This is a genomic window from Burkholderia mayonis (genome assembly GCF_001523745.2).
GTDB lineage: Bacteria > Pseudomonadota > Gammaproteobacteria > Burkholderiales > Burkholderiaceae > Burkholderia > Burkholderia mayonis.
The window spans coordinates 406,747-426,936 of the sequence record NZ_CP013386.1; the positions used below are offsets into that span (position 1 = coordinate 406,747).

The 20,190-nt window shown below is 67.5% G+C and carries 27 protein-coding genes; all 27 read left to right on the forward strand.

Translation table 11 applies throughout. The features are described from left to right. Window positions 1-17 precede the first annotated feature (17 nt). The 27 genes from WS70_RS02065 (at window position 18) to tatA (ending at window position 20,170) form a co-directional block, all read left to right on the forward strand. Window positions 18-1,151 (forward strand): FAD-dependent oxidoreductase, encoded by a 1,134-nt coding sequence (locus WS70_RS02065; RefSeq protein WP_059598036.1) that lies wholly within the window; start codon window positions 18-20, stop codon window positions 1,149-1,151. 40 nt (window positions 1,152-1,191) lie between these two features. After that, window positions 1,192-1,389, forward strand: coding sequence for a sulfur carrier protein ThiS (gene thiS, locus WS70_RS02070; RefSeq protein ID WP_059472218.1), 198 nt, complete (start codon window positions 1,192-1,194; stop codon window positions 1,387-1,389). A 51-nt stretch (window positions 1,390-1,440) separates the two neighbouring features. Beyond that, complete coding sequence (locus tag WS70_RS02075) at window positions 1,441-2,256, forward strand: thiazole synthase (RefSeq protein ID WP_059472219.1); 816 nt, start codon at window positions 1,441-1,443, stop codon at window positions 2,254-2,256. Beyond that, window positions 2,253-3,356, forward strand: coding sequence for a thiamine phosphate synthase (thiE, locus tag WS70_RS02080; RefSeq protein ID WP_082722385.1), 1,104 nt, complete (start codon window positions 2,253-2,255; stop codon window positions 3,354-3,356). The genes WS70_RS02075 and thiE overlap by 4 nt, the downstream gene beginning before the upstream one ends. A 99-nt stretch (window positions 3,357-3,455) precedes the next feature. Beyond that, entirely contained in the window at window positions 3,456-4,274 is an 819-nt protein-coding gene (locus tag WS70_RS02085) for an ABC transporter ATP-binding protein (RefSeq protein ID WP_059472220.1), read from the forward strand. Next, complete coding sequence (gene mlaE, locus WS70_RS02090; protein ID WP_059472221.1) at window positions 4,271-5,038, forward strand: lipid asymmetry maintenance ABC transporter permease subunit MlaE; 768 nt, start codon at window positions 4,271-4,273, stop codon at window positions 5,036-5,038. The genes WS70_RS02085 and mlaE overlap by 4 nt, the downstream gene beginning before the upstream one ends. A 12-nt stretch (window positions 5,039-5,050) precedes the next feature. Beyond that, a complete protein-coding gene (gene mlaD, locus WS70_RS02095) occupies window positions 5,051-5,608 on the forward strand; it encodes an outer membrane lipid asymmetry maintenance protein MlaD (protein ID WP_059472222.1) in 558 nt (185 codons plus the stop codon). Window positions 5,609-5,655: 47 nt separating this feature from the next. Continuing rightward, window positions 5,656-6,615: an MlaA family lipoprotein gene (locus tag WS70_RS02100; protein WP_059472258.1), complete on the forward strand. Its 960-nt coding sequence runs from the start codon at window positions 5,656-5,658 to the stop codon at window positions 6,613-6,615. A 114-nt stretch (window positions 6,616-6,729) separates the two neighbouring features. Beyond that, the gene (locus WS70_RS02105) at window positions 6,730-7,362 is read left to right on the forward strand and encodes an MlaC/ttg2D family ABC transporter substrate-binding protein (RefSeq protein ID WP_059472223.1); all 633 of its coding nucleotides are present in this window, start codon (window positions 6,730-6,732) and stop codon (window positions 7,360-7,362) included. Continuing rightward, on the forward strand, window positions 7,359-7,628 hold the full coding sequence (locus WS70_RS02110) for an STAS domain-containing protein (RefSeq protein WP_059472224.1): 270 nt from the start codon (window positions 7,359-7,361) through the stop codon (window positions 7,626-7,628). Before WS70_RS02105 ends, WS70_RS02110 begins: the two co-directional genes overlap by 4 nt. A gap of 230 nt (window positions 7,629-7,858) precedes the next feature. Beyond that, on the forward strand, window positions 7,859-8,785 hold the full coding sequence (locus WS70_RS02120) for an ABC transporter ATP-binding protein (RefSeq protein WP_059472225.1): 927 nt from the start codon (window positions 7,859-7,861) through the stop codon (window positions 8,783-8,785). Continuing rightward, window positions 8,782-9,537, forward strand: a complete 756-nt coding sequence (locus WS70_RS02125) for an ABC transporter permease (RefSeq protein WP_059598037.1) — start codon at window positions 8,782-8,784, stop codon at window positions 9,535-9,537. Before WS70_RS02120 ends, WS70_RS02125 begins: the two co-directional genes overlap by 4 nt. Window positions 9,538-9,633: 96 nt before the next feature. After that, window positions 9,634-9,873: a BolA family protein gene (locus tag WS70_RS02130; RefSeq protein WP_059472227.1), complete on the forward strand. Its 240-nt coding sequence runs from the start codon at window positions 9,634-9,636 to the stop codon at window positions 9,871-9,873. 13 nt (window positions 9,874-9,886) lie between these two features. Beyond that, complete coding sequence (murA, locus tag WS70_RS02135; RefSeq protein WP_059598038.1) at window positions 9,887-11,236, forward strand: UDP-N-acetylglucosamine 1-carboxyvinyltransferase; 1,350 nt, start codon at window positions 9,887-9,889, stop codon at window positions 11,234-11,236. Beyond that, the gene (gene hisG, locus WS70_RS02140; protein ID WP_059472229.1) at window positions 11,233-11,889 is read left to right on the forward strand and encodes an ATP phosphoribosyltransferase; all 657 of its coding nucleotides are present in this window, start codon (window positions 11,233-11,235) and stop codon (window positions 11,887-11,889) included. Before murA ends, hisG begins: the two co-directional genes overlap by 4 nt. 40 nt (window positions 11,890-11,929) lie before the next feature. Next, on the forward strand, window positions 11,930-13,267 hold the full coding sequence (gene hisD / locus WS70_RS02145; protein WP_059472230.1) for a histidinol dehydrogenase: 1,338 nt from the start codon (window positions 11,930-11,932) through the stop codon (window positions 13,265-13,267). A gap of 148 nt (window positions 13,268-13,415) precedes the next feature. After that, a complete protein-coding gene (hisC, locus tag WS70_RS02150) occupies window positions 13,416-14,486 on the forward strand; it encodes a histidinol-phosphate transaminase (protein ID WP_059472231.1) in 1,071 nt (356 codons plus the stop codon). Between the two features lie 63 nt (window positions 14,487-14,549). Then, entirely contained in the window at window positions 14,550-15,137 is a 588-nt protein-coding gene (hisB, locus tag WS70_RS02155; RefSeq protein WP_059472232.1) for an imidazoleglycerol-phosphate dehydratase HisB, read from the forward strand. Between the two features lie 55 nt (window positions 15,138-15,192). Next, window positions 15,193-15,813 (forward strand): YchE family NAAT transporter, encoded by a 621-nt coding sequence (locus WS70_RS02160; RefSeq protein ID WP_059472233.1) that lies wholly within the window; start codon window positions 15,193-15,195, stop codon window positions 15,811-15,813. Further along, entirely contained in the window at window positions 15,810-16,451 is a 642-nt protein-coding gene (gene hisH / locus WS70_RS02165; protein ID WP_059472234.1) for an imidazole glycerol phosphate synthase subunit HisH, read from the forward strand. The genes WS70_RS02160 and hisH overlap by 4 nt, the downstream gene beginning before the upstream one ends. Window positions 16,452-16,617: 166 nt before the next feature. Further along, window positions 16,618-17,373, forward strand: a complete 756-nt coding sequence (gene hisA / locus WS70_RS02170; protein WP_059472235.1) for a 1-(5-phosphoribosyl)-5-[(5-phosphoribosylamino)methylideneamino]imidazole-4-carboxamide isomerase — start codon at window positions 16,618-16,620, stop codon at window positions 17,371-17,373. Between the two features lie 82 nt (window positions 17,374-17,455). Next, entirely contained in the window at window positions 17,456-18,229 is a 774-nt protein-coding gene (gene hisF, locus WS70_RS02175) for an imidazole glycerol phosphate synthase subunit HisF (RefSeq protein WP_059472259.1), read from the forward strand. Next, on the forward strand, window positions 18,229-18,642 hold the full coding sequence (gene hisI / locus WS70_RS02180) for a phosphoribosyl-AMP cyclohydrolase (protein ID WP_059472236.1): 414 nt from the start codon (window positions 18,229-18,231) through the stop codon (window positions 18,640-18,642). The genes hisF and hisI overlap by 1 nt, the downstream gene beginning before the upstream one ends. Beyond that, a complete protein-coding gene (locus WS70_RS02185) occupies window positions 18,639-19,007 on the forward strand; it encodes a phosphoribosyl-ATP diphosphatase (protein ID WP_059472237.1) in 369 nt (122 codons plus the stop codon). The genes hisI and WS70_RS02185 overlap by 4 nt, the downstream gene beginning before the upstream one ends. A 52-nt stretch (window positions 19,008-19,059) precedes the next feature. Continuing rightward, the gene (locus WS70_RS02190; RefSeq protein ID WP_059472238.1) at window positions 19,060-19,449 is read left to right on the forward strand and encodes a DUF4870 family protein; all 390 of its coding nucleotides are present in this window, start codon (window positions 19,060-19,062) and stop codon (window positions 19,447-19,449) included. Window positions 19,450-19,477: 28 nt separating this feature from the next. Continuing rightward, on the forward strand, window positions 19,478-19,843 hold the full coding sequence (locus WS70_RS02195) for a histidine triad nucleotide-binding protein (protein WP_010106855.1): 366 nt from the start codon (window positions 19,478-19,480) through the stop codon (window positions 19,841-19,843). Window positions 19,844-19,933: 90 nt separating this feature from the next. Next, entirely contained in the window at window positions 19,934-20,170 is a 237-nt protein-coding gene (gene tatA, locus WS70_RS02200) for a Sec-independent protein translocase subunit TatA (RefSeq protein WP_059472239.1), read from the forward strand. Window positions 20,171-20,190 lie beyond the last annotated feature (20 nt).

Sequence of the window (20,190 nt, forward strand, 5' to 3'; positions counted from 1 at the left end):
CACGACGGGCGGATGCGATGAACCTGCACGCGTCTGAACCCGATTTCGCGGTGCTGGGCGGCGGCCTCGTCGGCCGTCTGATCGCGTGGCGCCTCGCGGGCGCGGGGCACCGCGTCGCGCTCTACGAGCGCGGCGATGCGGCGGGCTCGGGTTCCGCCGCATGGGTCGCGGCGGCGATGCTCGCGCCGCTCGCCGAAGCGGCGAGCGCCGAGCGCTTCATCTCCGATCTCGGCGTCGCATCGCTCGACCTCTGGCCGCGCTGGCTTGCCGAGCTGCCCGAGCCCGTGTTCTTCCAGCGCAACGGCACGCTCGTCGTCTGGCATCACGCGGACCGCGCGGAAGCGCCGCTCTTTGAGCGCCGCGTGCGCGCGAACGCGAGCGCCGAGCTGCTCGACGGTGGCCTCGTCGCGCTCGCGGGCGCACAGGTCGACGCGGCCGAGCCGGCGCTCGCCGGGCGCTTCGCGCACGGCCTCCTGCTGCCGCGCGAAGGCCAGCTCGACAACCGCCAGGTGCTGCGCGCGCTCGCTGCGGGCCTCGCCGAGCGCGGCGTCGACGCGCACTGGAACACCGCAATCGAGCCGCAGGCGGCGCCCGTCGCGCGCATCACGATCGATTGCCGCGGGCTCGGCGCGAAGGCGCAGATGCCGACGCTGCGCGGGATCCGCGGCGAGGTCGTGCGCGTGCACGCGCCGGGCATCGGCCTCACGCGCCCCGTGCGGCTTCTGCATCCGCGCTATCCGCTCTACGTCGCGCCGAAAGAGAACGATCTCTACGTGATCGGCGCGACCGAGATCGAGGGCGAGGACATGTCGCCCGTCAGCGTGCGCTCGGCGCTCGAGCTGCTGAGCGCCGCGTTCTCGGTGCATCCGGCGTTCGGCGAGGCGCGCATTCTCGAGCTGAATTCGCAATGCCGGCCGACGCTGCCCAACCATCGCCCGGCGCTCGTCTGGGATGGTGGTGCGACGCTCGCGGTCAACGGCCTGTACCGGCACGGCTTCATGATCGCGCCGGAAGTCGCCGACACCGCGGTCCGCTTCGCACGGGCGCTTGTCGAGCGTACGGTGAAGGATGCCGACACGTTCGCCGCGTGGCGCCACGACGCGCGCTGGCCGGCGCTGCTGCAGCAAGGCGCGGCGCACGCGCCCGCGTGAGCGCGGCCCGCCGATCCGATCAATCGATATCGACAGCATCATGGACATCCAGATCAATCAACAGACGCTCTCGCTGCCCGACGGCGCGACGGTCGCCGACGCGCTCGCCGCATACGGCGTGCAGCCGCCGTTCGCGGTCGCGATCAACGGCGCGTTCGTCGCGCGCACGCAGCACGCGGCACGCGCACTCGCCGCGGGCGACAAGCTCGACATCGTGCATCCGGTCGCAGGCGGCTGACGCGTTGGCGCGCCAGCTTCGTCCCTGCACCCGCCCCCACAGGATCTTCCGATGACGCCTCTTTCTTCCGCCGACACGCTCACGCTGCACGGCACAACCTTCGCGAGCCGCGTGCTGCTCGGCACGTCGCGCTATCCGTCTCTGCAGTCGCTGTCCGATTCGATCGCCGCCGCGCGGCCGGGCATGGTGACGGTCGCGCTGCGGCGCCAGATGAACGCCGGTGCGGCCGAGGCCGGCTTCTTCGATCTGCTCAAGCGCCACAACGTGCCGCTGTTGCCGAACACGGCGGGCTGCCAGACAGTCGCCGAGGCGGTGACGACCGCGCAGATGGCGCGCGAAGTGTTCGAAACCGACTGGATCAAGCTCGAGCTGATCGGCGACGATTACACGCTGCAGCCGGACCCGGTCGGTCTCATCGAGGCGGCGACGCTGCTCGTGAAGGACGGCTTCAAGGTGCTGCCGTACTGCACCGAGGATCTCGTGATCGGCCGGCGCCTGCTCGATGCGGGCTGCGAGGCGCTGATGCCGTGGGGCGCGCCGATCGGCACCGGTAAGGGCGTCGTGAACCCGTACGGGCTGCGCGTGCTGCGCGAGCGGCTGCCGGACGTGCCGCTCATCGTCGACGCGGGGCTCGGCGTGCCGTCGCACGCGTGCCAGGTGATGGAGTGGGGCTTCGACGGCGTGCTGCTCAACACCGCCGTGTCGCAGGCGACGCATCCGGAGATCATGGCGCGCGCGTTCGCACAGGGCGTCGAGGCGGGGCGCGCCGCGTACCTGGCCGGGCCGATGGACGCGCGCGAGACCGCGCACGCGAGCACGCCCGTCGTCGGGATGCCGTTCTGGCACCAGGACGGGAGCCACGCATGAGCGCCGCGCTGCCCGACGCGTTCTGGCCGCCCGCCGACGAGCTTACCGAGGCCGCCGAGCGGATTCGCGCGACGCTCGGCGTGTGGCCGCAGCCCGCGGCGCGCTCGCGGATCTGCCTTGCGCCGCCCGAGCATCCGCGCGCGGGCGACCTGTGGGTCGCGACCGCAGGCGACGCCGATGCCGACGCCGCCCATCTCGCGCGGCTGACTACGGCGGGCGCGCAGGCGATCGTCATCGACGACACGTTGGCGACGCTGTACGCCGGCGCGGCGCGCCATGCGCTCGCCGCGCGCGCGCCGCTCGCCGAAGACTGGATCGCCGCGCTCGCCGCGTTCCTCGATTGCGGCTTTCCGGCGCCCGATGCGCTCGTGCTCGCGCTCGCGTGGCGCGACGGCGACGAGGCGCGCGGCGACGATTCCTGGCCCGTCGATCCGGCGCGCTTTCCGCGCGCGCTCGATGTGGCCGCGTCACCGGAGTCCGCGTTCCCGGCGTGCCCGCACCGGCTCGGCCTGTATCCGGTGCTGCCGAGCGCCGAATGGGTCGAGCGGGTGCTCGACTGCGGCGTGAAGACTGTGCAACTGCGCGTGAAGGATGCGTCGCCCGACGCGCTGCGCGCCCAGATCGGGCGGGCCGTCGCCGCGGGCCGCCGTCATCCGGACGCGCGCGTGTTCATCAACGATCACTGGCGGCTCGCGCTCGACGCGGGCGCGTACGGCATCCACCTCGGCCAGGAAGATCTCGAGACAGCCGATCTCGCGGCGATCGCGCAGGCCGGCGTGCGGCTCGGGCTGTCGAGCCACGGGTATTACGAAATGCTCGTCGCGCTGCAGGTGAAGCCGAGCTACCTCGCGCTCGGCCCGGTGTTCGCGACCACGACGAAGGCGGTCGCCGCGCCGCCGCAGGGCCTGGCGCGGCTCGCGCGCTATGCGCGCTTCGCGGGGCCGCAGGCGCCGCTCGTCGCGATCGGCGGCATCACCGTCGACACGCTCGGCGCCGTGCTGGCGGCGGGCGTCGGCAGCGCGGCCGTCGTCAGCGCGGTCACGGCCGCAGCCGATTACCGAGCGGCGATTATTGCGATGCAGCAAATATTCGGACGATAATTTGACAATCTCTGACTGGAACGCCTGAGAGGCCTTCACGACATCATTCGAATGCAGGCCCTATAATTCGGCGTTCTGCGTATAAGGATTGTCAGCTCCGTGAGCTCCTCCTCCGAGTCCCTGCTAGCGCTTCACGACGTCGATTTCGGCTACGGCGAGCGCCTCGTCCTGTCGAATCTGAACATGCGCTTCGCGCGCGGCCAGGTGGTCGCGGTGATGGGCGGTTCCGGCTGCGGCAAGACCACCGTGCTGCGCCTGATCGGCGGCCTCGTGCGTGCGCGCCGCGGCCAGGTGCTGTTCGACGGCGCCGACGTCGGCGCGCAGACGCGCGACGGCCTGTACGCGCTGCGCCGAAAGATGGGCATGCTGTTCCAGTTCGGCGCGCTCTTCACCGATATGTCGGTGTTCGACAACGTTGCATTCGCGCTTCGCGAGCACACGAACCTGCCGGAAGACCTGATCCGCGATCTCGTGCTGATGAAGCTCAACGCGGTCGGCCTGCGCGGCGCGCGCAACCTGATGCCGTCCGAAGTATCGGGCGGGATGGCGCGGCGCATCGCGCTCGCGCGAGCGATCGCGCTCGATCCGCAACTCATCATGTACGATGAGCCGTTCGCGGGCCTCGACCCGATTTCGCTCGGCATCACGGCGAACCTGATCCGCACGCTGAACCACGCGCTCGGCGCGACGTCGATCCTCGTCACGCACGACGTGCCGGAATCGTTCGCGATCGCCGACTATGTCTACTTCCTCGCGAACGGCGGCGTCCTCGCCGAGGGCACGCCCGACGAGCTTCGTGCGTCGACTGATCCGAGCGTGCGCCAGTTCATCGACGGCGCGCCGGACGGCCCGTTCAAATTTCATTACATGAGCCAGCCGCTCGCGGCGGATTTCGGCCTTGGCGGAGGGCGCAGATGATCAGCGCGATCGGACGTTTCGTGCTCGGCGGACTCGAGCGCACGGGCTACGCGACCCGGATGTTCGCGCGCGTCGTGCTCGAATTCTTCTCGCTGCTGAGGCGGCCGCGGCTCGTCACGAAGCAGATCCACTTCCTCGGCAATTATTCGTTCGTGATCATCGCTGTGTCGGGCCTCTTCGTCGGCTTCGTGCTCGGCTTGCAGGGCTACTACACGCTGAACCGCTACGGCTCCGAGCAGGCGCTCGGCCTCCTCGTCGCGCTGTCGCTCGTGCGCGAGCTGGGCCCCGTCGTGTCGGCGCTGCTGTTCGCGGGCCGCGCGGGCACGTCGCTCACGGCCGAGATCGGCCTCATGAAGGCGGGCGAACAGCTCACCGCGCTCGAGATGATGGCGGTCGACCCGCTCAAGAACGTGATCGCGCCGCGGATGTGGGCGGGCGTCATCGCAATGCCGCTCCTCGCCGCGATCTTCAGCGCGGTCGGCGTGCTCGGCGGCTACATCGTCGGCGTGCTGCTGATCGGCGTCGATCCCGGCGCGTTCTGGTCGCAGATGCAAGGCGGCGTCGAAGTGTGGGCCGACATCGGCAACGGCGTGCTGAAGAGCATCGTGTTCGGTTTCGCCGTCACGTTTATCGCACTGTTTCAGGGTTACGAAGCGAAGCCGACGCCCGAGGGCGTGTCGCACGCGACGACCAAGACTGTCGTGTACGCATCGCTCGCCGTACTCGGCCTCGATTTCCTGCTGACCGCGTTGATGTTCAGCTAAGCCTTTTCTGGGATGACGATGAAAAAGATTGCTCTCGACTTCTGGGTCGGCCTCTTCGTAGTGTTGGGCTTTCTCGCGTTGCTGTTTCTCGCGCTGAAGGTCGGCAACATGAGTTCGCTGTCGTTTCAGCCGACTTACGCGGTCAAGCTGAAGTTCGACAACATCGGCGGCCTGAAGCCGCGCGCGCCCGTGAAGAGCGCGGGCGTCGTCGTCGGCCGCGTCGGCTCGATCGGCTTCGACACGAACACCTACCAGGCGGTCGTCACGATCGATATCGACAAGCAGTATCCGTTTCCGAAGGATTCTTCGGCGAAGATCCTGACGTCGGGCCTGCTCGGCGAGCAGTACATCGGCCTCGAGCCGGGCGGCGACACGGAAATGCTGAAGGCGGGCGACACGATCACGATGACGCAGTCTGCGATCGTGCTCGAGAACCTGATCGGCCAGTTCCTGTACAGCAAGGCCGCGGACGCGGGCGGCGCAAAGCCGGCCGCCGCGGCGTTGGGCGCGCCGGCGCCTGCCGCGTCGGGTGTGCCTGCGTCGGCTGCTTCGGGCGCGGCGGCGCAATGAACGTCGCGCAAGCGGAACACGACAGAAGAAACGAGGGGAAGAACATCATGCAGACGATCCGCATCAGCCAGGCGGTGCTGGCGATCACGGCGGCCGCGGCATTGAGCGGTTGCGCGACCGTGCATACGCCGACGAAGGGCGATCCGTTCGAAGGCTTCAACCGGACGATGTACACGTTCAACGACACGGTCGACCACTACGCGCTCAAGCCCGTCGCGCGCGGCTACCAATGGGCGGTGCCGCAGCCGATGCGCGACAGCGTGACGAACTTCTTCTCGAACATCGGCGACGTCTACATCGCGGCGAACAACATCGTGCAACTGAAGATCGCCGACGGCGTCGGCGACATCATGCGGGTCGTGATCAACACGGTGTTCGGTGTCGGCGGCCTGTTCGACGTCGCGACGCTCGCGAACCTGCCGAAGCATGCAAACGACTTCGGCATCACGCTCGGCCACTACGGCGTGCCGAGCGGCCCGTACCTCGTGCTGCCGCTGCTCGGCCCGAGCACGGTGCGCGACACGGCGGGCCTTGCCGTCGACTATGCCGGCAATCCGCTCACCTACGTGCGGCCCGACAGCGTGAGCTGGGGCCTGTTCGGCCTGAACCTCGTCAACACGCGGGCGAACCTGCTCGGCGCGGGCGACGTGCTCGAGGCGGCCGCGATCGACAAGTACTCGTTCGTGCGCAACGCGTACCTGCAGCGCCGTCAGGCACTGATCGGCGGAGGCACGGCCGCGCAGTCGAACCTGCCGGACTACGGCAACGAAGCGCCGCCGCCGAATTACGAGATGCCGGAAGAGGGCGCCGCGGCGCCCGCGAGCGGCGCGGCTGCGGCTTCCGCACCGGCTGCGGCATCCGGCGCGGCCCCGGTATCGGCGCCGGCGGCTGCGGCGCCTGCATCGGCCGCGGCACCGAACCCGAGCAGCGCGACCAACGTGCCCGCGCAGCAGGTCGTGCCGCCGTCGCCGGGCGGCATCCGCTTCCCGAGCATCCGGCTGCACTGATCCGGCACTTACATTCGTTACAGCCGGAAACGATTCTGACGGCGGCCGGCGCGAACTTGCGCCGCCATCGACGGTTCCAAGATTGGCATCGACTCACATAAGCAGGTCATACCTATGAAGAAACTGTTTCTGATCCCCGTCTTTGCTGCGCTGTTCTCGTTCGGCGCGGCAACCGCGCACGCGGAAGTCGACCAGTCGAATCCGCAGGCGCTCATCAAGTCCGCGACGCAGCAGGTGCTCGACGAAGTGCGCGCGCAGACGATCAAGCAGGGCGATACCGCCCGCATCATCACGATCGTCAACAAGGACATCCTGCCGTACACCGATTTCCGCCGCACGACGCAGCTCGCGATGGGCCGCAACTGGCGCACCGCGACGCCCGCGCAGCAGCAGCAGGTGATCGAGCAGTTCAAGCAACTGCTGATCCGCACGTATTCGGGCGCGCTCGCTCAGCTGAAGCCGGATCAGCAGATCCAGTACCCGCCGTTCCGCGCCGATGCGGATGCGACCGACGTCGTCGTGCGCACGGTTGCGATGAACAATGGCCAGCCGGTGCAGATCGACTATCGCCTGTACAAGACGGCGCAGGGCTGGCGCGTGTATGACCTGAACGTGCTGGGCGCATGGCTGATCCAGACGTACCAGCAGCAGTTCAGCGAGAAGATCCAGCAAAGCGGCGTCGACGGTCTGATCCAGTTCCTGACCGAGCGCAACCAGCAGCTTGCGTCGGGCAAGCAGGCATCGTGAGCCGCTTCGACTCCGGTGCTACGCTGACCCACGCGAGCGCGACGGCCGCGCTCGCGGAGGGGCTTGCACGCATCGATGCGGGCGCGACGACCGTCGATTGCGGGGCGCTCGCGCAATTCGATTCGTCGGCGCTCGCAGTGCTGCTCGCATGGCAGCGCGCCGCGCGTGCGCGCGGCGTGACGCTCGACATCCTCAATCTGCCGCCGAAGCTTGCGAGTCTCGCGCAGGCGTACGGCATCGACGCGCTTCTCTCCGCGCGACATTGACGCTCGCGTCCGGGCCCGCCGCCGGCTGCCACGCCGCCCGCGGGCCTATCGCCTGTTCACGCCGTCAACGGGCTTGCGCTTCAGGGTTCCGGCTCCGGGTTCCCCGCGCCGGCCGGCCTCGCCGGTTTGCCCTATAATCAACCATTTTGCGGGACTGCCGAACAGTCCCCATTTCCCCCATTTGCATCGAGCATAAAGAAGGCGTCGCGGCCGTTGTGCCGCGCTCAGTCATGTCAGCCATAGAAATCCGTCACGTCAAGAAGCGCTACAAGTCGCTTCAGGCGCTCAAGGGCGTCAGCCTGTCGGTCGAGGAAGGCGAGTTTTTCGGTCTGCTCGGCCCGAACGGCGCAGGCAAGACCACACTCATCAGCATTCTCGCCGGCCTCGCGCGCGCCGACGAAGGCACCGTCACCGTGCGCGGCCACGACGTCGTCAAGGATTTTCGGGCGGCGCGGCGCGCGCTCGGCGTTGTTCCGCAGGAACTGGTGTTCGATCCGTTCTTCACGGTTCGCGAGACGCTGCGGATCCAGTCCGGCTATTTCGGACTTCACCGCAACGACGACTGGATCGACGAAGTGATGGCGAACCTCGATCTCACCGAAAAGGCCGACGCGAACATGCGTGCGCTGTCGGGCGGGATGAAGCGGCGCGTGCTCGTCGCGCAGGCGCTCGTGCACCGGCCGCCCGTGATCGTGCTCGACGAGCCGACGGCGGGCGTCGACGTCGAGCTGCGCCAGACGCTGTGGAAGTTCATCTCGCGGCTGAACCGCGAGGGCCACACGATCGTGCTGACGACCCACTACCTCGAAGAGGCGGAATCGCTCTGCGACCGCATCGCGATGCTCAGGCGCGGCGAAGTCGTCGCGCTCGACCGCACGCGCGCGCTGCTGCAGCGCTTCTCGGGGCTGCAACTGTTCGTGCGGCTGTCGCACGGCGCGCTGCCCGCCGAGCTGCGCGCGCTCGAAGCCGAGCCCGCGCCGGCTGCCGCGCCCGAGCATCTGCTGCGGCTCACCGATTACGACGAGGTCGAGCGAATCCTGTCGCTGTGCCGCGCGGCCGGCTGCGGCTTCGACGAGATCGAGATCCGCAAGGCCGATCTGGAGGATGTGTTCGTGCAAGTGATGAACGGCGCCGATGTGATCGAGGGGTTGGCATGAGCGGGTTTCGCACGCTGTTCTACAAGGAAATTCTGCGGTTCTGGAAGGTGTCGTTCCAGACGGTGCTCGCGCCCGTCGTCACGGCGCTCCTCTATCTGACGATCTTCGGCCACGCGCTCACGGGCCGCGTCGAGGTGTATCCGGGCGTCGCGTACGTGAGCTTCCTCGTGCCCGGCCTCGTGATGATGAGCGTGCTGCAGAACGCGTTCGCGAACAGCTCGTCGTCGCTGATCCAGTCGAAGATCACGGGCAACCTCGTGTTCATGCTGCTGCCGCCGCTGTCGCACGCGGACATCTTCGGCGCGTACGTGCTCGCGTCCGTCGTGCGCGGGCTCGCGGTCGGCGCGGGCGTGTTCATCGTCACGGTCTGGTTCATTCCGATGAGCTTCGCCGCGCCGCTCTACATCCTCGCGTTCGCGCTGTTCGGCTCGGCGATCCTCGGCACGCTCGGCTTGATCGCGGGGATCTGGGCCGAGAAGTTCGATCAGCTCGCCGCGTTCCAGAACTTCCTCATCATGCCGCTCACGTTCCTGTCGGGCGTGTTCTATTCGACGCACTCGCTGCCGCCCGTGTGGCGCGAGGTGTCGCGGCTCAATCCGTTTTTCTACATGATCGACGGCTTCCGCTACGGGTTCTTCGGCGTCGCCGACGTGGATCCGCTCGCCAGCCTCGCGGTCGTCGCCGGGTTCTTCGTGCTGCTCGCGTTGATCGCGATGCGGCTCCTCGCCACCGGCTACAAACTGCGTCATTGATATGAAACGACTGCCGCTCGCTGCGTTCGCCGCCGCCCGTGGGCGCACGTCGATTCGCGTCGGGCGGCCCGGCGCGTACTGACAGGAGCACATTTCATGTTGCCGACTCCCGAACTGGTCAAGCAATACATCGAGGCGGGCCTTGCCTGCACTCATCTGGAAGTCGAAGGCGACGGCCAGCATTTCTTCGCGACGATCGTCTCGCCCGCATTCGAGGGCAAGCGGCCGATCCAGCGGCATCAGCTCGTCTATGCGGCGCTCGGCGACCGCATGAAGCAGGAAATCCACGCGCTCAGCATGAAGACGCTGACGCCCGCCGAATGGCAGAACGTATAACCGGAAACAGCCAGTGCAAGTCACCGTCAACGAACACGGCGCCGTCGAGCGCGTCGCCACGGCAACCCCGGCCGGCAATCGGGATGCGCACGCGCATGCAACGGACAAGCTCGTGATCGAGGGCGGCCGCCGCTTGGCGGGCGAGATCGCCGTGTCGGGCGCGAAGAACGCCGCGCTGCCGATCCTCTGCGCGGGTCTCTTGACCGCCGAGCCGGTCCATCTCGACAACGTGCCGAACCTGAAGGACGTGCGGACGACGCTCAGGCTGCTCGACCAGATGGGCATGCGCGAAGAGACGGACGGCGCGCGCGTCGTGCTCGACGCGTCGCGTGTCGACAATCCGGTCGCGCCGTACGAACTCGTGAAGACGATGCGCGCGTCGATCCTCGTGCTCGGCCCGCTGCTTGCGCGCTTCGGCTATGCGAAGGTGTCGCTGCCGGGCGGCTGCGCGATCGGCGCGCGGCCCGTCGACCAGCACATCAAGGGCCTGCAGGCGATGGGCGCCGAGATCCACATCGAGCACGGTTACATCGAGGCGCGCGCGAAGCGCCTGAAGGGCGCGCGGATCGTCACCGACATGATCACCGTGACGGGCACCGAGAACCTGCTGATGGCGGCGACGCTCGCGGACGGCGAGACGGTGATCGAGAACGCCGCGCGCGAGCCCGAAGTGTCGGATCTCGCGCACCTGCTCGTCGCGATGGGCGCGAGGATCGACGGGATCGGCACCGACCGGCTCGTGATCCAGGGTGTCGACAGGCTGCACGGCGCGACGCACGCGGTGATCCCGGACCGGATCGAGGCGGGCACGTTTCTGTGCGCGGTCGCGGCGGCGGGCGGCGACGTGACGCTGACCGGCATGCGCGCGCAGATCCTCGACGCGGTGATCGACAAGCTGCGCGAAGCGGGCGTGACGATCGAAGAAGGCGGCGACCGGCTGCGCGTGAAGATGGACCGCCGCCCCGGCGCGGTTGCGATCCGCACGTCGGAATACCCGGCGTTCCCGACCGACATGCAGGCGCAGTTCATGGCGCTGAATGCGGTCGCGGACGGCTCCGCGCAGGTGATCGAGACGATCTTCGAGAACCGCTTCATGCACGTGCAGGAGCTGAACCGCCTCGGCGCGAGCATCGCGGTCGACGGCAACACGGCGCTCGTCACGGGCGTGCCCAAGCTGTCCGGCGCGAGCGTGATGGCGACCGACCTGCGCGCATCGGCGAGCCTCGTGATCGCCGGCCTTTGCGCGGAAGGCGAGACGCTCGTCGACCGCATCTATCATTTGGACCGCGGCTACGACCGGATGGAAGCGAAGCTGACGGCCGTCGGCGCGAACGTGCGCCGCATTTCAGGGAGCGAAGCATGACCGCACCGCTGACGCTGGCGCTGTCGAAAGGGCGTATCTTCGAGGAAACCGTGCCGCTTCTCGCGGCGGCGGGCGTGACGGTCGCCGAGGATCCGGAGACGTCGCGCAAGCTGATCCTGCCGACCACCGACCCGAACCTGCGCGTGATCGTCGTGCGTGCGACCGACGTGCCGACCTACGTCGAGTATGGCGCGGCCGATTTCGGCGTCGCCGGCAAGGACGTGCTGCTCGAGCACGGCGGCGGCGGGCTGTATCAGCCGATCGATCTGAACATCGCGTGCTGCCGGATGTCGGTTGCCGTGCCGGCGGGCTTCGACTACGCGAACGCGGTGCGCCAGGGCGCGCGGCTGCGCGTCGCGACGAAGTACGTCGAGACCGCCCGCGAGCACTTCGCCGCGAAGGGCGTGCATGTCGACCTGATCAAGCTGTACGGCTCGATGGAGCTTGCGCCGCTCGTGGGCCTGGCCGACGCGATCGTCGACCTTGTCAGTTCTGGCGGCACGCTGAAGGCGAACAATCTGGTCGAGGTCGAGGAGATCATGCCGATCTCGTCGCGCCTCGTCGTGAACCAGGCCGCGCTGAAACTGAAGCGCGCCGCGCTGAAGCCGTTCCTCGACGCGTTCGAACGCGCGTCGCAGCGGAGCGGAGCCTGACCCTCGCGGTTTTCGGCGCATTACCGGAACGGATGACAGCATGGCTATCAAGATTCGCAAACTCGATTCGGCAAGCGAAGGATTCGCGGCCGAATTGCGCGCGGTGCTCGCGTTCGAGGCGAGCGAAGATGACGCGATCGAGCGCTCGGTCGCGCAGATCCTCGCGGACGTGAGGGCGCGCGGCGACGCCGCGGTGCTCGACTACACGAACCGCTTCGACCGGCTGAACGCAGAGAGCGTCGCGGCGCTCGAGCTGCCGCAGGGCGCGCTGGCGGCGGCGCTCGAAAGCCTCGAGCCGAAGCGCCGCGCGGCGCTGGAGGCGGCGGCCGCGCGCGTGCGCGGCTACCACGAGAAGCAGAAGATCGAGTGCGGCAGCCACAGCTGGCAGTACACGGAATCCGACGGCACCGTGCTCGGCCAGAAGGTGACGCCGCTCGACCGCGTCGGCCTGTACGTGCCGGGCGGCAAGGCGGCGTATCCGTCGTCGGTGCTGATGAACGCGATTCCCGCGCGCGTCGCGGGCGTCGGCGAGATCGTGATGGTCGTGCCGACGCCGGACGGCGTGAAGAACGACCTCGTGCTCGCCGCCGCGTTCCTCGGCGGCGTCGACCGCGTGTTCACGATCGGCGGCGCGCAGGCGGTGGCCGCGCTCGCGTACGGCACGGCGACAGTGCCTGCCGTCGACAAGATCTGCGGCCCGGGTAACGCGTACGTCGCGTCGGCGAAGCGCCGCGTGTTCGGCACCGTCGGCATCGACATGATCGCCGGGCCGTCCGAGATCCTCGTGCTGTGCGACGGCACGACCGATCCGTCGTGGGTCGCGATGGACCTGTTCTCGCAGGCCGAGCACGACGAGCTCGCGCAGTCGATCCTGCTGTGCCCGGACGATGCGTTCATCGAGCGCGTCGAGAAGGCGATCGACGAGCTGCTGCCGACGATGCCGCGCCAGGATGTGATCCGCGCGTCGCTCGAAGGCCGCGGTGCGCTCGTCAAGGTGCGCGACATGAGCGAGGCGTGCAAGATTGCGAACGACATCGCGCCCGAGCACCTCGAAATCTCCGCGCTCGAGCCGCAGCAATGGGGCAAGCAGATCCGCCACGCGGGCGCGATCTTCCTCGGCCGCTACACGAGCGAGAGCCTTGGCGATTACTGCGCGGGCCCGAACCACGTGCTGCCGACGTCGCGCACCGCGCGCTTCTCATCGCCGCTCGGCGTCTACGATTTCTTCAAGCGCTCGAGCCTGATCGAAGTGAGCGCCGAAGGCGCGCATACGCTCGGCGAGATCGCGTCCGAACTCGCCTATGGGGAAGGATTGCAGGCGCACGCGAAGAGCGCCGAGTACCGGATGAAGGGGGCGGGCGACCGCCAGAAAGGCTAAAGGTAGGCCCAGCGCGTCGGAAGCGCGAGACGAGACCAGCCAAAAAGACGACAACCCGAGACCGCCCGCGAAGCGGCTCCCGCGCGACGCATGCGTCGCGCGAGGCGCTTGGGCCGGGACTATGCCGGCGCCGTGCGCCGTTGCCACCATGACTACGCCAGAAGACATCATCCGCCGCGACGTGCTCGCGATGACGAGCTACCCGGTGCCGGATGCGGCGGGCTTCGTGAAGCTCGACGCGATGGAGAACCCGTATTCGCTGCCTGCGCCGCTTGCGGCCGAGCTCGGCGAGCGGCTCGCGCACGTCGCGCTGAACCGCTATCCGGCGCCGCGTCCCGCCGTGCTGATCGACAAGCTGCGCGCGGCGATGGGCGTGCCCGCCGCGTGCGACGTGCTGCTCGGCAACGGCTCGGACGAGATCATCGGCATGCTCGCGATGGCGTGCGCGAAGCCGGGCGCGAAGGTGCTCGCGCCGGTGCCGGGCTTCGTGATGTACGAGCTGTCGGCGAAGTTCGCGCAGCTCGAGTTCGTCGGCGTGCCGCTCGCGGCCGACCTGACACTCGACGTCGACGCGATGCTCGCGGCCATCGCCGAGCACCGTCCGGCGCTCGTTTATCTCGCCTATCCGAACAACCCGACGGGCACGCTGTATCCGGACGAGGACATCGAGCGGATCATCGCGGCCGCGGAGGCGAGCCTCGTCGTGATCGACGAGGCGTACCAGCCGTTCGCGCAGCGCAGCTGGCTGCCGCGCGCGGCGGAGTTCGACAACGTCGTCGTGATGCGCACGATGTCTAAGCTCGGCCTGGCCGGCATCCGCTTGGGCTACCTCGTCGGGCTGCCCGCGTGGCTCGCGCAGTTCGACAAGGTGCGCCCGCCGTACAACGTGAACGTGCTGACGCAGGCGGCGGCCGAGTTCCTGCTCGCGCGCCTCGACGTGCTCGACGCGCAGGCCGCGCAGTTGCGCGACGCGCGCACCGGGCTCGCGCACGCGATCGGCGCGCTGCCGGGCGCGACGGTGTTCCCGAGCGCCGGCAATTTTCTGCTCGTGCGGGTGCCGGATGCGGCCGCCGTGTTCGACGTACTTTTGACTGAGCGGGTTTTGATCAAAAACGTGAGTAAAATGCACCCATTGCTCGCCAATTGCGTGCGCGTAACGGTTGGGTCTCCCGAAGAAAACGCGCGTCTTCTGGCCGCACTGAAGCTGGCGCTGCCCTGACGGGCCACCCCGGGGCGCCGTCTTTCTCGTCCCCATCTACACCAGTCAATTCAAGGAATCACCATGCGCGTGGCGGAAGTCGTTCGCAACACCAGCGAAACGCAGATCCGTGTGAAGATCGACCTCGATGGCACCGGCAAGCAAAAACTCGCGACCGGCGTTCCGTTCCTCGACCATATGCTCGACCAGATCGCGCGCCATGGTCTCGTCGATCTCGACATCGAAGCGCATGGGGACACCCATATCGACGACCACCATACGGTCGAGGACGTCGGCATCTCGCTCGGCCAGGCCGTCGCGAAGGCGATCGGCGACAAGAAGGGCATCCGCCGCTACGGCCATTCGTACGTGCCGCTCGACGAGGCGCTGTCGCGCGTCGTGATCGATTTCTCCGGGCGTCCGGGCCTCGAATTCCACGTGCCGTTCACGCGTGCGCGAATCGGCACGTTCGACGTCGATCTGTCGATCGAATTCTTCCGCGGCTTCGTCAATCATGCGGGCGTGACGCTTCATATCGACAACCTGCGCGGCGTCAATGCGCACCATCAGCTCGAGACGGTGTTCAAGGCGTTCGGCCGCGCGCTGCGGATGGCGGTGGAGCTCGACGAGCGTGCGGCGGGGCAGATCCCGTCGACGAAGGGCAGCCTCTGATTCCCAGCCGGAGCGAAAACGACCCCACTGGCCGCGGCGGCTGCGCCGGCTTGCGATGGATCTGCTCAAATCGTTCATCTCCCTGCTCGCGCTGATCAATCCGCTCGGCGCGGTGCCGTTTTTCCTGAGCCTGACGGCCCAGCAGACGGAAACCGAGCGGCGACACACGATCCGCATCGCGGCGATCTCCGTGTTCTGCGTGATCGCTGTGACGACGCTGCTCGGCCAGCAGATCATCGATTTCTTCGGGATCACGGTGGGCTCGCTGGAGGTCGGCGGCGGGATCATCATGCTGCTGATGGCGATCTCGATGCTGAACGCGCAGATCGGCAACACGCGCTCGACGCCCGAGGAGCGCGACGAGGCGGAGTCGAAGAACAGCGTCGCCGTCGTGCCGCTCGCGATTCCGCTCCTGACGGGGCCGGGCTCGATCAGCACGGTGATCGTCTACGCGGCGAACGCCCGGCACTGGTACGACCGGCTCGGGCTCGTCGCGATCGGCGCGGCGCTCGCGCTCATCTGTTTCATTGCGATGCGGCTCGCCGAGCCGATCGCGCACTGGATCGGCCGCACCGGCATCAACATCGTCACGCGTTTGATGGGATTGATGCTGTCGGCGCTGGCGGTGGAATTCATCGTCGATGGACTGAAGGCATTGTTGCCTGCACTGACATGAAAACTTCGATTGCGATTGTGGATTATGGAATGGGCAACCTGCGCTCGGTCGCGCAGGCGCTCATGAAGGCGGAACCTGCCGCCGACGTGAAGATCGTCGACCGGCCCGAGGCGATCCGCGCGGCGGACCGCGTCGTGCTGCCGGGCCAGGGCGCGATGCCCGACTGCATGCGCTGCCTCGGCGAGTCCGGGTTGCAGGAGGCGGTGATCGAGGCGTCGCGCGCGAAGCCGCTCCTCGGCGTGTGCGTCGGCGAGCAGATGCTGTTCGACTGGAGCGCGGAAGGCGACACGAAGGGCCTCGGCCTGCTGCCGGGCAAGGTGCTGCGCTTCGAGCTCGAAGGCCGGCTGCAGGACGACGGCTCGCGTTTCAAGGTGCCGCAGATGGGCTGGAACCGCGTGCGCCAGGCGCGGCCGCACCCGCTGTGGGAGGGGGTGCCGGACAACGCGTATTTCTATTTCGTGCATAGTTATTACGTGGTGCCGGACAACCCGGCGCACATTGCGGGCGAGACCGAATACGGCGACATCTTCACGTCCGCGGTTGCGCGCGACAATCTCTTCGCGACCCAATTTCACCCGGAAAAGAGCGCGGAAGTGGGGTTGCGGCTATACCGGAATTTTGTCCATTGGAACCCCTGAACGTGGCGCGAGAGCCGCATCCGGCGTGCGCAAGTCGCCCGCCGCACGGGCCTTGCGAGCGGATACGCAGAAAGAGTTGTACTAAACTAGCGAGACGGCACCGCGCCGGATGGGCCGGCGCGCGCCTCTTGACCTCTTCATTTTTCCCTGACAACACCCGATTGCTATGCTGCTGATTCCGGCCATCGATCTTAAAGACGGTCAGTGTGTGCGCCTCAAACAAGGCGATATGGACCAGGCGACGATTTTTTCCGAGGATCCTGCGGCGATGGCCCGTAAATGGGTCGATCTCGGCGCGCGGCGTTTGCATCTCGTCGACCTGAACGGCGCGTTCGCCGGCAAACCGAAGAATCTCGAGGCGATCGAGGCGATTCTCGGGGAGGTCGGCAACGAAATCCCGGTGCAGCTGGGCGGCGGCATCCGCAGCCTCGAGACGATCGAGAAGTATCTGGACGCCGGGCTGTCGTACGTGATCATCGGCACGGCGGCGGTGAAGGACCCGGGCTTTCTGCAGGATGCGTGCAGTGCGTTCGCGGGCAGCATCATCGTCGGCCTCGACGCGAAGGACGGCAAGGTCGCGACTGACGGCTGGAGCAAGCTCACGGGCCACGAAGTGATCGATCTCGCGCGGAAGTTCGAGGACTACGGCGTCGAGTCGATCGTGTATACCGACATCGGCCGCGACGGGATGCTGCAAGGCATCAACATCGAGGCGACGGTGAAGCTCGCGCAGGCGGTCGGCATTCCGGTGATCGCGAGCGGCGGCCTGTCGAATATCGGCGACATCGAGAAGCTCTGCAAAGTGGAAGACGAAGGTGTCGAAGGCGTGATCTGCGGCCGGGCGATCTACTCGGGCGACCTCGATTTCGCCGCCGCGCAGAAACGCGCGGACGAACTGAACGGCGAGCTCGACGACGCCTGACGCGCCGCCTCGGCACTCCGCCTTTTCGCCAAGCCGCCCGCCCCGTGCGGGCGGCATTACCCGCGGCATGCCGCGCAACATCATGGCTCTAGCTAAACGCATCATCCCCTGTCTCGACGTGACCGCCGGGCGCGTCGTCAAGGGCGTCAATTTCGTCGAACTGCGCGACGCGGGCGATCCCGTCGAGATCGCGCGGCGTTATGACGAGCAGGGCGCGGACGAACTCACGTTCCTCGACATCACCGCGACGTCGGACGGCCGCGACCTGATCCTGCCGATCATCGAGGCGGTCGCGTCGCAGGTGTTCATTCCGCTCACGGTGGGCGGCGGCGTGCGCGCGGTCGAGGACGTGCGGCGCCTCCTGAACGCCGGCGCGGACAAGGTCGGCATGAACTCGTCAGCGGTCGCGAATCCGCAGCTCGTGCGCGACGCGGCCGACAAGTACGGCTCGCAGTGCATCGTCGTCGCGATCGATGCGAAGCGCGTGTCGGGCGAAGGCGAGGCGCCGCGCTGGGAAGTCTTCACGCACGGCGGCCGCAAGGGCACGGGCCTCGATGCCGTCGAATGGGCGCGCAAGGTGGCCGAGCTCGGCGCGGGCGAGATCCTGCTCACGAGCATGGACCGCGACGGCACGAAGGCGGGCTTCGATCTCGCGTTGACGCGCGCGGTGTCGGACGCGGTGTCCGTGCCCGTGATCGCGTCGGGCGGCGTCGGCTCGCTCGAGCACCTCGCGGCGGGCATCACCGAAGGCCGCGCGGACGCGGTGTTGGCCGCGAGCATCTTCCACTACGGCGAGCATACGGTCGGCGAGGCGAAGCGCTTCTTGGCCGAGCGCGGTATTCCGGTGAGGTTGTGATGAGCGAAGCAATGAAGCCGGGCGACTGGCTCGACAAGGTCCGCTGGGACGCGAACGGCCTCGTGCCGGCGATCGCGCAGGACGCGGCGACGAACGACGTGCTGATGTTTGCGTGGATGAACCGCGAGGCGTTGGCGAAGACGATTGAATTGAAGCGCGCGGTGTACTACTCGCGCTCGCGGCAGCGCCTGTGGTTCAAGGGCGAGGAGTCGGGCCACGTGCAGCACGTGCACGAAGTGCGGATCGACTGCGACGAGGACGTCGTGCTGCTGAAAGTCGAGCAGGTCGAGGGCATCGCGTGCCACACCGGCCGGCGCTCGTGCTTTTTCCAGAAATTCGAGGGCACCGTCGACGACGGCGAATGGGTCGCGGTCGATCCGGTGCTCAAAGACCCCGAACACATCTACAAATGACGCAATCGACGATCGAAGACACGCTGCTGCGCCTCGCCGCCGTAATCGACAGCCGCAAGGGCGGCGATCCCGAGCAATCGTACGTGTCGCGCCTCTTCCACAAGGGCGACGACGCGGTCCTGAAGAAGATCGGCGAGGAAGCGACCGAAGTAGTGCTCGCCGCGAAGGACGTGCGCCAGGGCGGCGCGCCGTCCGCGCTCGTCGGCGAAGTCGCGGACCTGTGGTTCCACTGCCTCGTCGCGCTGTCGCACTTCGACCTGAGCCCCGCCGACGTGATCGCCGAGCTCGAGCGCCGCGAAGGGTTGTCGGGCATCGAGGAAAAGGCGCTGCGCAAGCGCCGCGAGCGCGAAGAAAACGGCGGATGAGCCGATGCGGCCGCACGCCGCGCAAGATTTGTCATCAAAGGGGAATAGCATCATGTCAGAGTCGCCGAACCAATTTCCGCCGCCATACCAGAACGCGACCGAGAGCGAACGCCAGCAATCGTTGCGCACGTTGACGCACATCCTCTACCTGCTATACGCGATTCACTGGCTGACGGGCGGCATCACGGGCATCGTCGCGATCATCATCAACTACGTGAAGCGCGACGATACGCTCGGCACCGCGTATCAGGCTCATTTCGAATGGCAGATCCGCACCTTCTGGCGCGCGCTGATCGCGTATCTGATCGGCTTTGCGCTGCTGTTTGTCGGGATCGGCTTCGTCGTGCTGGGTGCGGTGTGGATCTGGACGCTGTACCGTATCATCAAAGGCTGGCTGTACTTGAACGACAACAAGACGCTCGATCCGCAGGCATGGTTCTGACGCCTGGCGGGACGCGTCGGGGAACACGATGAGTCACGACCCGAACTGCCTGTTCTGCAAGATCGCGGCGGGCGAGATTCCGAGCACGAGGGTGCACGAGGACGACGAATTCGTCGCTTTCAGGGACATCCGGCCCGCAGCCGATACGCACGTGCTCGTCATTCCGCGCAAGCACGTGCCGACGCTGTCCGCCGTCACCGAGGAAGACGCGCCGCTGCTTGGTAGAATGATGGTTCTCGTCGCGCGGCTCGCCGAGCAGCTGGGCTGCGCGTATACGGGCGGCGAAACCGGGTTCCGGACGGTGATCAATACCGGGCCGGGCGGCGGGCAGGAGGTCTATCACCTGCACGCGCATATTCTGGCCGGGCCGCGTCCGTGGCGCCGGATGGGATGAGATGACGGGCGCCGCCCGTCATCCGAACGAAGCCGGCGCGGGGCCGGCGATTTGCGCCGCGAGACCGGCGAGGTTTAGGAGAGTTTCATCATGGGCGGATTGAGTATTTGGCATTGGCTGATCGTGTTGCTGATCGTCGCGCTGGTGTTCGGCACGAAGAAACTGCGCAACATCGGCAATGATCTCGGCAGTGCGGTCAAGGGTTTCAAGGATGGCATGAAGGAGAGCGAAACCCCCGCCGACGCGCAGCAGTTGCCGCGCTCGGGATCGGTCGACGTCGACGCGAAGGAAGCCGCGTCGCGCTCGTCCGATTCGCACAAAGCATAAGACACGCTGACGGACTGCCG